Origin of the sequence: Gulbenkiania mobilis (genome assembly GCA_004346645.1) — a bacterium.
Classification (GTDB): domain Bacteria; phylum Pseudomonadota; class Gammaproteobacteria; order Burkholderiales; family Chromobacteriaceae; genus Gulbenkiania; species Gulbenkiania mobilis.
In genome coordinates, this window is the sequence record SMDA01000005.1 from 196394 (window position 1) to 209057 (window position 12664).

General features: G+C 64.0%; 14 protein-coding genes. 8 read left to right on the forward strand and 6 right to left on the reverse strand.

Annotation, left to right across the window (positions count from 1 at the left end; translation table 11 throughout):
* Nucleotides 1-7: 7 nt before the first annotated feature.
* The 3 genes from EV669_RS09515 to EV669_RS09525 all read left to right on the forward strand — a co-directional run bounded on the left by EV669_RS09515 (nt 8) and on the right by EV669_RS09525 (nt 2589).
* The gene (locus EV669_RS09515) at nt 8-604 is read left to right on the forward strand and encodes a TetR/AcrR family transcriptional regulator (protein WP_132098534.1); all 597 of its coding nucleotides are present in this window, start codon (nt 8-10) and stop codon (nt 602-604) included.
* Nucleotides 605-683: 79 nt separating this feature from the next.
* Nucleotides 684-1115, forward strand: a complete 432-nt coding sequence (locus EV669_RS09520; RefSeq protein ID WP_165922742.1) for a YbaN family protein — start codon at nt 684-686, stop codon at nt 1113-1115.
* A gap of 46 nt (nt 1116-1161) precedes the next feature.
* Nucleotides 1162-2589, forward strand: a complete 1428-nt coding sequence (locus tag EV669_RS09525; RefSeq protein ID WP_132098535.1) for a hypothetical protein — start codon at nt 1162-1164, stop codon at nt 2587-2589.
* 70 nt (nt 2590-2659) lie between these two features.
* On the opposite strand, the gene EV669_RS09530 is transcribed toward EV669_RS09525, so the two are convergent.
* Nucleotides 2660-2851, reverse strand: a complete 192-nt coding sequence (locus EV669_RS09530; protein ID WP_054286492.1) for a YjfB family protein — start codon at nt 2849-2851, stop codon at nt 2660-2662.
* Between the two features lie 123 nt (nt 2852-2974).
* On the opposite strand from EV669_RS09530, the gene trxB reads away from it, so the two are divergent.
* The 5 genes from trxB to EV669_RS09555 all read left to right on the forward strand — a co-directional run bounded on the left by trxB (nt 2975) and on the right by EV669_RS09555 (nt 7410).
* Nucleotides 2975-3931: a thioredoxin-disulfide reductase gene (trxB, locus tag EV669_RS09535; RefSeq protein WP_055434087.1), complete on the forward strand. Its 957-nt coding sequence runs from the start codon at nt 2975-2977 to the stop codon at nt 3929-3931.
* Between the two features lie 18 nt (nt 3932-3949).
* Nucleotides 3950-4588 (forward strand): Smr/MutS family protein, encoded by a 639-nt coding sequence (locus EV669_RS09540; protein WP_072242876.1) that lies wholly within the window; start codon nt 3950-3952, stop codon nt 4586-4588.
* A 90-nt stretch (nt 4589-4678) separates the two neighbouring features.
* Entirely contained in the window at nt 4679-5131 is a 453-nt protein-coding gene (locus EV669_RS09545; RefSeq protein WP_055434085.1) for a peroxiredoxin, read from the forward strand.
* Nucleotides 5132-5170: 39 nt separating this feature from the next.
* Nucleotides 5171-6574: a PhoH family protein gene (locus EV669_RS09550; RefSeq protein WP_055434084.1), complete on the forward strand. Its 1404-nt coding sequence runs from the start codon at nt 5171-5173 to the stop codon at nt 6572-6574.
* Entirely contained in the window at nt 6574-7410 is an 837-nt protein-coding gene (locus EV669_RS09555; protein ID WP_132098536.1) for an alpha/beta hydrolase, read from the forward strand. The genes EV669_RS09550 and EV669_RS09555 overlap by 1 nt, the downstream gene beginning before the upstream one ends.
* Before the next feature lie 106 nt (nt 7411-7516).
* On the opposite strand, the gene EV669_RS09560 is transcribed toward EV669_RS09555, so the two are convergent.
* Genes EV669_RS09560 through EV669_RS09580 form a run of 5 tightly spaced genes read right to left on the reverse strand, consistent with a single transcriptional unit; the run spans nt 7517 to nt 12597 of the window.
* A complete protein-coding gene (locus tag EV669_RS09560) occupies nt 7517-8068 on the reverse strand; it encodes a thermonuclease family protein (protein ID WP_083460579.1) in 552 nt (183 codons plus the stop codon).
* Nucleotides 8065-8631: a cob(I)yrinic acid a,c-diamide adenosyltransferase gene (locus tag EV669_RS09565; protein ID WP_132098537.1), complete on the reverse strand. Its 567-nt coding sequence runs from the start codon at nt 8629-8631 to the stop codon at nt 8065-8067. The genes EV669_RS09560 and EV669_RS09565 overlap by 4 nt, the downstream gene beginning before the upstream one ends.
* A gap of 7 nt (nt 8632-8638) precedes the next feature.
* Complete coding sequence (locus tag EV669_RS09570) at nt 8639-10606, reverse strand: hypothetical protein (RefSeq protein ID WP_132098538.1); 1968 nt, start codon at nt 10604-10606, stop codon at nt 8639-8641.
* A 4-nt stretch (nt 10607-10610) separates the two neighbouring features.
* A complete protein-coding gene (locus tag EV669_RS09575; RefSeq protein ID WP_132098539.1) occupies nt 10611-11048 on the reverse strand; it encodes a DNA polymerase III subunit chi in 438 nt (145 codons plus the stop codon).
* On the reverse strand, nt 11035-12597 hold the full coding sequence (locus EV669_RS09580; RefSeq protein ID WP_132098540.1) for a leucyl aminopeptidase: 1563 nt from the start codon (nt 12595-12597) through the stop codon (nt 11035-11037). The genes EV669_RS09575 and EV669_RS09580 overlap by 14 nt, the downstream gene beginning before the upstream one ends.
* Nucleotides 12598-12664 lie beyond the last annotated feature (67 nt).

Below are 12664 nucleotides of genomic sequence, written 5' to 3' on the forward strand. Positions count from 1 at the left end.
CAACTCTATGAACAATAACGATAAAAAATCCTTCCCGCCCGAAGAGAACAGCCGCCGCATGGAGTTGGTGCGCGTTGCTGCTCGGCTGTTCCGCGACCAAGGGTATGAGCGTACCACCGTACGTGACCTAGGCCAGGCCGTGGGCCTGCAATCCGGCAGCCTGTTCTACCATTTCCGCACCAAAGAGGAGATATTGGTGGCGGTCATGGCGCTGGGTATCACCAGCACCACCGACCAGCTCCAGCAGGCCCTGGCACTGGCGCGTTCTCCCCGGGAGAAGCTGGCTGCGCTATTTCACGTTCATCTGACTTCGCTCCTTGGGGACAACCAGGCCGCACTGGAAGTGATGCTCTACGAATGGCGTAGCGTGTCCGAAGAAGCACGCCCCGGCCTTATCGTCCTGCGCGACCGGTACGAGGCTCTCTGGCAGGAGGTGCTGGACGAGGCGGCTGCGGCCGGGCTGGTCAAGCCAGACACGCGTCTGTTGCGGCGAACTCTCCTGGGCAGCCTGCACTGGTCGGTGCAATGGTACCGCCGCGACGGAGCGCTGACGGTGGACCAACTGGCCGACCGCATGCTGGAACTGATCTTGCTAACACCCTGAGGTGTTCCCGAAGCCGGGCACCTCTGCCGCTTGCCGGCGAGGGATCGTCGGGCTAGAAAGAAGCTGGAGGTCGTTCCGTATGCCGTCTGTTTCCCGTTGTCTGCCCGCCCGCTGGCTGTGGCTGTGCGCAGGGCTCGTCTCACTCTCCGCTGGCGTGGTCGGGCTGTTCGTGCCGCTCCTCCCCACGACCGTGTTCATCCTGATGGCGGCCGCCTGTTTCGCGCGCTCCTCACCCAGACTGCACGGCTGGCTGCTGCGTCATCCGCGCTTGGGCCCTGCCATTGTCCACTGGCAGCGCCACCGGGCGATTGCGCCGCGCGCCAAGCGACTGGCGCTGGTCAGCATGGCAGCCAGCTTCTCACTATCGCTGGCACTGCTGCCTTCGGTAGCGTGGGTGTATGTTATTGTAGTAACGATCTGGGCGTTGCTCAGTCTGTGGATGTGGCGATTGCCGGAAATGCCCGAACCGGTCGGCATAAAAGTGGAACCTGCTTCCTCCTCCGGCGTCTAATACCTGTCACCGCCTGGCGCGTCCGAAACACGAAAGCGAGGCCACCATGATTTCGCCCTTGGCAGCCATCAGTACTTCTCCGGTCTATCTGCCCCGGGCAGAGAACGTGAACGCTCTGCAGCCGTCCACCCGTACCGAGCGACCGGCGGCCACCGAAAGCGTGGTTGCCCCCCCGCCTGCTTCCTCACCCAGCGACCTGCCCGCACTGGCCACCGTCCCGACCGTCAACCCGGCCGTTCAGGCGGTGGAGGACGAGCTGAACCGCCAACGCATCGACGCTACCATCACGGCTGCTGTGGCCGACACTGCACCCGAGCTTGATCTGGGCAGTGCCCCCGATGCCGTCACTACGCAGGCCGCCCTGGCCGCTGCCGCACGTCCCGATCCGGCAGCCAGAGGCGATGTGATCTTGGCACAGCCTGTGGTTGCGCAAACCGGCGCCCCGCTGGCGCGGGAGCCTGTCGAGGTAGTGGAGGCGCCACCCGCCTCACCCCAAACGCCGGATGCCGCCCCGCCCATTGAAGACCCGCTGACTACCACCACCTTGCCAGACGCGCAGACTACGCTGGCAGGTCTTGCACAGACCGTTTCCGAAGACGGGGACCCGCTGCTAAGTCTAGGTGGCGCGACCGACTCGGCCGCCACGGTGTTTGCCAATGCGGCGGCCGGCCGGCTGGAGGCCGCTGAGCTTGCCGATTCCACCGTGGGCGAAGAGGCCCGCATTGCCGAAAACCTGCGGGCAACCCTGATTGATGACCAGGCTGAGGCGCTGCGTGCCCAGAATGCCGCAGACATTGATGAAACGCAGGCAGAACGGGCCGATGTGGCTCGCCAGCTGGACCGGCAGACGCGTTTGAACGATACCGCCAATGCCGTGCCTGCCGAAGAAACGGTCGCCTACAACACCCGCACCACCCTGCCTTTTGAGGCGCGTGGGTTGCCGCCGCTTTCGGCCAACCTCGGTGTCGAGATTGACGGGACAGCCGCCGGTTCAAGGCCTGCCGGCCGGCTCGCTGACCCGCTTCGGCCGCAGCCGGTGAGCACGGATGTAGCCGCCTCCCCTGCTCCGGGTGCCACGACGCCTTCGCCCTTGACACCGGCCGCGGCCATGCCGGTACAGACGCCGGCCGAGGTGGCGTTGGACAACGCTTTTGACCGGCGCCTGACCGACATGCAGCTGTCAGTGGGGGCTTCTTCCCCGATGTGGGTCCCGTATGCCGACCGCGGCCGTGACAATACCGTTACCGGTATCGCCCGGCCGGTGGCGGACGGTGCCGTGGCCTCCATGGCGGCTGCTCCTGCCGTGGAGGGTAATCTCGACCGCGACGTCAGGACGGATACATCGGTGGACACCACCCGGGAAGTCACGCTTTCCCCCGCGGAAACGCTCTCCGGCCAGGTGGCGGTTGAGCAGTATCAGGCGAGCCAGAGCCTGCTGCAGGCCGCGCCCCCCATTATCGAGGAGCGGGTTTGATCGCCCAGCCACGCTGGCAGCACTAACAAAAAAGGACGCCAGAAGGCGTCCTTTCAACAGGATAAGGTAGTTAGGCCGTAATGTCGATGTTCTGACCCAGATGGGCCGGATTGTTGCGGGCCTCGGGCGCTGCGATGCCCTGTATCAGCGCCAGCGTGCCTTGGGCAGCCACTTCGCTGGCACGTTTGAGCGCGAAGATCTGCACGCTCTGCGCAACCTTGGCCTGGGCCATGGCCGTGGAAAGACTGGCAATGCCGTCCATGCGTTCTCCCTATCGGCCTCATTGAAACAATCAAACGCCATGAGGGGGCCGAGTGCCCTGACGGCATCAATTTAACTGGTAAAATCGTCGCTTACAAACGAAACCCATGAACAGGAAAGAATCATGAGTGCTACCCGTCACGCCCCCCTGCTGATTCTTGGCTCCGGCCCGGCCGGCTACACCGCTGCCGTGTACGCAGCCCGCGCCAACCTCAAGCCGGTGCTGATCACCGGTCTGGCCCAGGGTGGGCAGCTGATGACTACCACCGAAGTGGACAACTGGCCGGCCGATGCCAACGGTGTGATGGGTCCGGAACTGATGCAGCGCTTCCAGCAGCATGCCGAGCGCTTCGGCACCGAGATGATTTTTGACCACATCCACACCGCACAGTTGCAGGAAAAGCCGATCCGCCTGATCGGCGATGCCGGTGAGTACACCTGCGATGCGCTGATCATTGCCACCGGCGCTTCGGCCAAGTACCTGGGTCTGCCTTCCGAGGAAGCCTATAAGGGCCGTGGCGTTTCGGCTTGTGCCACCTGCGACGGCTTCTTCTACCGCAACCAGGACGTAGCCGTGATTGGCGGGGGCAACACCGCTGTCGAAGAGGCTCTGTACCTGGCCAACATTGCTCGCCACGTCACCCTCATCCATCGCCGTGACAGCTTCCGTGCGGAAAAGATCATGGTGGACAAGCTGCACGAGCGTGTAAACGAAGGCAAAATCACCCTCAAGCTCAACGCTACCCTCGACGAAGTGCTAGGGGATGCCTCGGGTGTGACGGGCGTGCGCCTGAAGTCGGTAGCCGACGGCAGTACTGAGGACGTGCCGGTTATGGGCCTGTTTGTGGCTATTGGCCACCATCCCAACACCGACCTTTTCAAAGGCCAGCTGGAGATGGACGGTACCGGCTATATCGTGACCCGCGGCGGGCGCGAGGGTAATGCCACTGCCACCAGCATTCCCGGGGTATTTGCCGCCGGAGACGTGCAAGACCATATTTACCGCCAAGCCGTGACGAGTGCTGCCTCGGGCTGCCAGGCCGCACTGGACGCCGAGCGCTATCTCGACACCCTGAAGTAAGCCCCAGAGGGCCGTGACTTGAAGCGCCCGCTCAAGGAACAGCTGCGCCATGCCCGGCAGCAGGTTCGCGCCCTGCGCGAATCTGCTGCCGATGCTTCGGCCAACCCGGGTGCCGCACCGCCCTCCATCCCTCTTCAGTCCGAACCCGACTTTCCCAGCCTTTTTCCGGACATCGTCCCGCTTAAGCCAAGTGGACGTCATCTGCCGGTCGTCAAAAAGCCCAGTCCACACCCCAAGCGGCAGTCCCTACATGCCCCGACGCGGGGCGACATCGAACGCGCACTGCTGTTTGAGGCTTCACACTGGTTCGAGCCGGTCGACCAACCCCATCAGCACGCTCGCCCCGGCCAGCCGCACGGCACGCTTCGCAAGCTGCGCAATGGCCACTGGCCGGTGGCTGCAGAGCTGGATCTGCATGGACTCGACCGCCACCAGGCGCACGATGTGCTTGCTGTCTTCCTGCATCGCGCCCGTCAGCGCGGGGTGTGCGTGCGCATCATCCACGGCAAAGGCTTCGGCTCTGATGGGCAGCCGGTGCTCAAGCGCATGGTGCGTACCTGGCTTGGCCAGCACCCGGATGTGCTGGCCTTCTGCGAGACGCGGCCGGAGGATGGTGGAGGCGGGGCGGTCATGGTCCTGTTGCGCCGGCATCCATAAGAATGAACATGCGCCTGTCACCTTCGGCTGTTAATGTCGGGCTGGCTTGGTTTAAGCTTTGGATCATTCAAAACAAAAAAGGACCCATCCATGCAAGGCATGCCCTGCCCCGAACTGACGTTGCAGGCCACCTCGGGCCGCACCTTCTGCACTGCCGAGGTCGAGAAGCCCTTCGTGCTGTATTTCTACCCCAAGGACAACACCCCCGGCTGCAGCAACGAAAGTGCGGACTTCGCCGCGCTGCATGCCGAGTTTGCCTCACTGGGTGTGACGGTATGGGGATGCTCACGTGACAGCCTGCGTTCGCACGAAAACTTCAAGGCCAAGCTCGGCCTGCCGTTCGAACTGGTGAGTGACCCCGAGGAGACCGCCTGCGAGGCGTTTGGCGTGATGAAGATGAAGAACATGTACGGCAAGCAGGTGCGGGGCATCGAGCGCAGCACCTTCGTCGTCGGGCGTGACGGCACCGTGCTCAACGCATGGCGCGGAGTGAAAGTGCCAGGTCATGCAGCGGAAGTGCTGGCGTACGTGAAGACTGTGTAACCACTGCCGCTGTCCGGGCAGCTTTCAAGGGGGTTGATCATGGCTGGCCGCAAAAAGAGCAAGACCACGAAACTGTTCGTACTGGACACCAATGTCCTGCTGCACGACCCCACCTGCCTGTTCCGTTTTCAGGAGCACGATCTCTTCATCCCCATCGTGACCTTGGAAGAGCTGGACATGCACAAGAAGGGCATGTCCGAAGTGGCGCGCAATGCGCGGCAGGCAAGCCGCTTCCTGGACGAGATCATCAGCGGGGCTGAGCAGGCCATCGAAAACGGCATCGACCTTTCCGGCCCCAGTCGTGAGGCCGCCACCGGGCGGCTGGTGCTGCAGACCCAGGCGATTCACGGCGAGCTGCCCGCGTCGCTGCCGGTGGGCAAGGCGGACAACCAGATTCTGGGCATCGTGATGGCGCTCAAGGGCCGCGATGCCCACCGCCCCGTGATCCTGGTGTCCAAGGACATCAACATGCGCATCAAGGCCCGTGCGCTGGGCCTGGAGGCGGAGGACTACTTCAACGACAAGGTGCTGGAGGATACCGACCTTCTCTACACCGGCATGCGGGAAATCGACAGCAGCTTCTGGGAGCGCAACGGAGGCGATCTCAAGTCCTGGCAGGAAAACGGCCGCAGCTATTACCGGCTCCGAGGGCCGGACGTGCCAGGCCTCTTTCTCAACCAGATGTTGTGGCAGGAAGGCGAACAGCCGTTTCAGGCCCGGGTGCTTTCGGTGGAGGGCAAGGAAGCCACGCTGCAGACCCTCAAGGACTATTCGCACGGCAAGAACAACGTCTGGGGCATCACCGCACGCAACCGCGAACAGAACTTTGCGCTCAACCTGCTGATGGACCCGGAGATCGACTTCGTCTCCCTGCTGGGCCAGGCCGGCACGGGCAAGACCCTGCTGACGCTGGCCGCCGGCCTGACGATGACCCTGGAGCAAAAGCTGTACAGCGAAATCATCATGACACGGGTGACCGTGCCGGTGGGCGAGGACATCGGTTTCCTGCCCGGGACGGAGGAGGAGAAAATGACACCGTGGATGGGTGCGCTGGAAGACAACCTGGATGTGCTCAACAAGAGCGACGACGACGGCGGTGACTGGGGACGGGCTGCCACGCGCGACCTGATCCGCAGCCGCATCAAGGTGAAGTCGCTTAACTTCATGCGCGGCCGCACCTTCCTCAACAAGTACCTCATCATCGACGAGGCACAGAACCTGACGCCCAAGCAGATGAAGACTCTGATCACCCGGGCTGGCCCCGGCACCAAGGTAGTCTGCCTGGGCAACATCGCCCAGATCGACACCCCGTACCTGACCGAAGGCAGCTCCGGTCTGACGTATGTGGTAGACCGCTTCAAGGGCTGGGGGCATTCCGGCCATATCACCTTGCAGCGCGGCGAGCGCTCCCGCTTGGCCGACCATGCTGCGGAGGTGCTGTGATGCGCGATATCCGTCTTGAGTGGGCACACTGGCCCGCCAAAGGACAGACTGCTGGAGCGCCCCCCTTGCTGTTCGTTCACGGCGCCTTCAGCGGACTGTGGTGCTGGGAGGCCAACTTCCTTCCCTGGTTTGCCGAACGGGGCTTTGATGTGTGGGCGGTGAGCCTGGAAGGGCACGCTGGCAGCTCCGGGCACGAGCGACTGGCACGGATTGGCATTTCCGACTACGTGGACAATCTCCAGCAGGCGATCGACCGCATCGGCCAGCCACCCATCATCGTAGGTCATTCGATGGGCGGCTACGTCACGCAGGCGCTGCTGTCACGAGGTGTGGAACTGCCGGGTGTGATCATGCTTGCGGCCGTGCCGCCCTATGGGCTGACGCCCTCGGTGCTGCGTCTGCTCGGCCTGGCGCCGGGCAAGCTGATGAAGGTGCTCCTGTTCCAGCAGGGGGTATACCAGCCCTCTTCCTTCGAGCTGCGGCACCTGCTCTTCTCGCCTGCGGCGCCGGAATCTGCCACCGCGCTGATGGCCAGCCGCGAGCAACGGGAAAGTTACCGGGCGATGGTGGACATGATGCTCTGGCCGGTGTTGCCGCCCTTGCGCGCCCTGCCCCCTGCCCTAGTGCTGGGCAGCACATTGGACCAGATCGTCATGGCCCCCGACGTTTATGCTACCGCGATGCGTTTCGGCGTGGCACCGGTGTTCTTCCCTGGCATGGGGCACATGATGATGCTGGATCAGGGGTGGCAGGATGTGGCCGAAACGATGGCCAACTGGCTCCAGACGCAATGGCCCGCCCCTGCGCCCGCGCCTGCCGGTACCGTGGAAGCCTGAGCACGCCTCAGTCCAGAGAGTGCAGTCACGAAAAGGGTTGGCCGAAGGCTTCGGCCAACCTTTTTCTTATCCGGACTAGTGTACAGCGCACAGAGAGGACACAGCGTCACTCTTCTTGCAGGGCGCGCTGCGCCTGGCTGCGCTCACGTTTTTTACGACGGTAGTCCCAAGGCGCGACCGGTCGTTTGTCCTGCCACAGGCCGATGCCCTGCGAGCGGGCGGCCAGCTCAGCCGCTGCGTAGCGCGCATAGTCCACCGGGGGCTGGTTCTTGGCATAGGCACGGTAATGCCAGGCCAAACCCTGCTCGATCTGGCGCAGGTTGACGTCGGTTTCACCCAACCAGATACGGCCGACCACACGTCCATAGCGGTCCTGCTCGAAGGTTTCCACGCGTACAGCCTGCCGGTATACCAAGTCCGAGAGGGCCTGCTTGGCTTTCTGCCCATACGGCTGGGCCTTCTCCGGAGCATCGATGAAGGCAAAGCGGATGCGGTGCTGCTGCTGAGCCAGGTCCAGCACCGTGATAGTGTCGCCATCCGCCACACCCACCACGATGCCGCGCAGGGCGTTGTCTGCGGCACAGCTGCCCAGCCCGGTAAGTAGCCCCAGCAGGATCAGTCGTCCCAACAGACGGCCCAAGGGCCAATCCAGCCTCATCGGTCAGCCTCGTCATCGGTGCGACGAGGCTGCCATAGCACATCGGGCTTTCCTTGCGCTCGGTTCAGGGCACGAGCCAGCACGAACAGCAGATCCGACAGCCGATTCAGGTATTGACGGGCAGCCTCCAGCCCCGGCTGCTCCCGCGTCAGGCGCACGACTGCCCGCTCTGCCCGACGGCAGACCGAACGGGCTTGATGGGCCAGCGCGGCAGATCGGCTGCCGCCCGGGAGGATGAACTCCTTCAAAGGGGGAAGCTCAGCGTTCAGTTCGGCCAACCAAGTCTCAAGCGCGGCAATCCGGTCTTCGCCCAACGCCCGATAGCCGGGTACTGCAAGCTCGGATCCGAGATCGAAGAGGTCGTGTTGCACTCCGTTCAGGCGATCGGAGGTGGGCATGGGCAGCGGTTCGGCCAGCAGTACGCCCACCACCGAGTTGAGTTCGTCCACTTCGCCCAGTGCATCCACGCGCGGAGCATCCTTAGGCAGCCGGGTGCCATCACCCAGTCCGGTCGTGCCATCGTCACCCGTGCGGGTGACGATGCGGGAAAGGCGGTGTCCCATCGTTCGTTCAATTCCTTTTTTCGCGCTCCAGGTCCGACAGGGCCTGGCGCAGGCTGTCACGCAGCGTTTCGCTGAACAGCATTTCATAATCGGTCTTCAACTGCTGCATCACCCCCGACAGCATGGCCTTGGCCTGCATTTCCAAGGCGTCCTGCAGCCACAGCGACAGCTCCACTTTCATGCGCGGCATGATGCGCCGATACAGCGACTCCACCAACGCGGCCTCGTCCACGACAGTGGCCGACGGCCCCTCGGCTGGTTCTACGATGCTGACTTCGGGTACAGCCCCGGGTACTGCTTTGGCCTCGGCAATTTCTTCGGGGGCCGGGGCGGCCTCCTGATCGGGTAGTGTTGCCTCTGGTCCTGGCCCGATCGCGGGTACGGTCGGCAGTTCCGGCGCGGCCACTTCCACCGGGAGTTCAACTTCCTCGATCACCAGTGGATAGCCCTCGGTAGCCGGTTGCGGTGGCAGCGCAGCTGTTGTCTGGGCAGCCGTCTCTTCGGGCACTTCCTGGCCTTCCCCAGAATGTATGGGCGCGGCAGTGTCCGTCACCAGCGGCAAGCGGTCCTTCATGCCGAGCGATCGTGTCTCCTCCGCAGTCAGGAGGCCTGCTTGCCCAGACGCTTCGGCCAAGCTGTCGGAGAGAGGCATGTCACATAGTTCGGATGCGGCCCCCGCCGCTGTTTCAACCGGCGGTTCCGTCGACGAGGACAGCGGGGCAGTCGACGCCGGTTCGATCGGTGGTTCGATTGCGGCGGCCTCTTTGGACGCCAGCATTTCTTCGTCCGCGGGCGTCAAGGGGGCCGTTAAGTCTTCCAGCGCGGCCGAAGCAGTGCTTTCACTTGTTGGGTCGTTTTGCCCGCCGGGCAACGCCGTTAATGGCACCTCTGGCCCTGCTTGGGCGACGATCGGCTTGAGCCAGTCGGGCCAATCAGGCTCGGGCGCTTCCACGGGTCCTTGGCCACCGCCGAGAACGCCCCGCGGCAGACTGTCTATGTCGAAGCTGGCGGCGGGCGAGTTAATGGTGAGCGGTTCGGTGGATGGTGCAGGCTCAGGCTGGTGCGAAGCTTCAGATGCGGCAGTCCCTTCCGGGCGCTGGGGTACTTGCGTCGAAAAGGATTGATTGAAGACGGGTGTCTCCTGCCGAGCTTCCTCAGTCTCTGCTGTGGCCCCCAGGAGAGGGTCATACCCCCCGCTCGCCTGCAGGGCTGCTGCAGCTGGCGACAGATCTGCGGGGGGGGCATCCGGCGCTCGGGTCAGGTCCGGGGCCGCTGGGGCCGTGCTGTAAAAGGCAGCCGGTAGGATATCTTCCTCCGGGGGGGCAAGCGGCGCGGCCTCCATCGGGCGGGAGAATTGCGCAGAGGATTCGGTCGCAGCGTTCTCGTGCGTAGCGGGCTGCACCAAGGCTTCTGTTACGGGAGTGATCGCAACCGCTGCCAGTTCGGGAGAAGCGGACGAGGCCGCGGTGTTTTCGGCTGCCGTCGGCGTACCGAACAGGGCTTGGAGGCCGGCGGCTGGCGAAGGGTTGGCCGAAACCGTGGTCGGGTCAGCCTGTGGCGACAGGTCGAACTCGAAATCGTCCTCTGCCGGCGGTTGGGGCGGCGCAGTCTGCCGCTCGGCAGCCGGAGCCATCGGCAAGGGGGCGAGCACATCGTCGAGTGACAGCTCGTCCGCGATGGGGACATCCAGATCCAGCGAGGGCAGATCCTCGAACGGCAGCGTGACAGGTCGTTCGGCACGTTGCGGTCCGGCATCGACCACGTCTTCGAGCGGAAGGTCGGGCGGAATGTCCAGGCCGGTCTCGTCGGCGCTGTTCGGGTCGAAGGTGTCCAGTTCGGCGCTGAAGTCGAAGTCGGGAATCTCGACTTCGGCATCTTCGGTCAGCACTGGCAGCACCGGCTCCTCGGCCACTTCGGTCAGGACAGGGAGTTCCAGCGCGTCCCAATCGACGGCGGCTTTGGACGGATCGCTCATGGGTCTACCCCTGGCTCATATCGTGATGTTCGATGGAAAAGCCCTGCTCGCGATAGGCACGGTAATGGTCGCGCGCGCGGGCCATGCTGTCCGTGTCACTGCCGACGATTTCCAGGATGCGAAGGAAGCGCGCGGGACGCGCAGGCATGCGCCCGGAAAGGTTCAACAGCACCGGATGGGACAGGTTGTCGGGGAGGCTGTCTGTCATCCAGATGGGCGTGTCGTCAGCCTCGGGGCTGCCCAGCGGCGCATGCGGCACGAATAGCGTGTCTTCCAGACTCCATAGCCGGTGACTGAAGCCTTCAAGCGCAGCGGCATCCGGCAACCACACCAGAAGCCGCTCGCCGCTACGGTACACCCGAGCCGCCAGGCGGCAGGCAAACTGCCGTGGGTCGGCTACCCGGGTGTAGAAGTCGATCCGGTTCGGATCACTCGATGTCATCGTCGCCCGCTTCCGGCACCTCACGGCGCGGCCGGCCACGGCGGACCACGTTGCCCAGCGCGATGTCCGCACGGTCTTGCAGGAACTGCATCAGAAGCGGTACCGGCCGGCCGGTGGCACCCTTGTCCTTGCCGCCTTTCCAGGCCGTGCCCGCGATGTCCAGATGGGCCCAGTCGTAGGCCTTGGCAAAGCGTGACAGGAAGCAGGCGGCTGTGATGCTGCCACCGGGGCGGCCGCCGATGTTGGCCATGTCGGCAAACGGGCTCTTGAGGAGCTCCTGATACTCCTCCCACAGCGGCATGTGCCAGGCGCGGTCACCGACTTCTTCGCCGGCCGCGATCAGCTCGCGCGCCAGACCGTCCTGGTTGCTGTAGAGGCCGGTGGCGACATTGCCCAGCGCGATCACGCAGGCGCCGGTGAGCGTGGCAACGTCGATCACGGTGGTCGGGTTGAAGCGCTCCGCATAGGTAAGCGCATCACACAGGATCAGGCGGCCTTCGGCGTCGGTGTTGAGCACTTCCACCGTCTGGCCGGACATGGTGGTGACGATGTCGCCGGGCTTGAGCGCATTGCCCGACGGCATGTTCTCGCAGGAGGGAACGATGGCGATCAGGTTCAGCGGCAGCTTCATCTCTACGGCTGCGCGGAAGGTGCCAAGCACGGTGGCCGCACCGCACATGTCGTATTTCATCTCGTCCATGCCCTCGCCGGGTTTGAGCGAGATACCGCCCGAGTCGAAGGTAATGCCTTTGCCGACCAGGGCCACGGGGCGCTCGCCCTCGCGTCCGCCGTTGTAGCGCAGCACGATCAGCCGGGCGTCCTCGGTGCTGCCGCGGGCCACGGACAGGAAGGAATGCATGCCTAGCTCGGCAATTGCGGCACCATCGAGGATTTCGGCCTGGGCGCCCAGCGTCTCGGCCATGCGGCGGGCTTCTTCGGCGAGGTAAGTGGGCGTGCAGATATTGCCCGGCAGATTGCCCAGGTCCTTGGCGAATTTCATGCCGTTGGCAATCGCCAGCCCACGCAGCAGGCCCTTCTCCCCATCGGCCAGATCACTACGGCGCGGCACCGCCAGCGTCAGCTTGCGTGGCTCACGGGCAGGTTCATCGGTGCGCGTCTTGAAACGGTCGAAGCGGTATAGCGCGTCCAGCGTGATGACGGCCGCCTGCTCCACCATCCATTCGACGTCGTGCTTCTTGACCGTCAGTTCGGTGAGGTAGCTGACGGCTTCGTTGGCCGAAGTTTGCGTCAGCGCGCGGATGGAGGCACGGATAGCCTCGCGATATTCCTTGGCCCGGAAGTCGCGCTCCTTGCCTAATCCCACCAGAAGGACGCGATCACACAGGGTGTGAGGCACTGCATGCAGCATGAGTGTGCTGCCCAGCTTGCCTTCCATGTCGCCACGGCGCAGCACGTCGCTGATGAAGCCGTTGGAGATGCGGTCAAGCAGATCTGCGGCGAAGGTGAGCTTTCGGGATTCATGAACGCCCACGATCACGCAGGCAACGCGCTGCTTCTCCGGGCTCCCGCTTTTTATGTTAAATTCCATGTGTACTCCCGTTGGTGACGAGTGCCAGCTCTTCTGCCCTGCCGGCGGGTTTTGCCCGGCGCTGGTC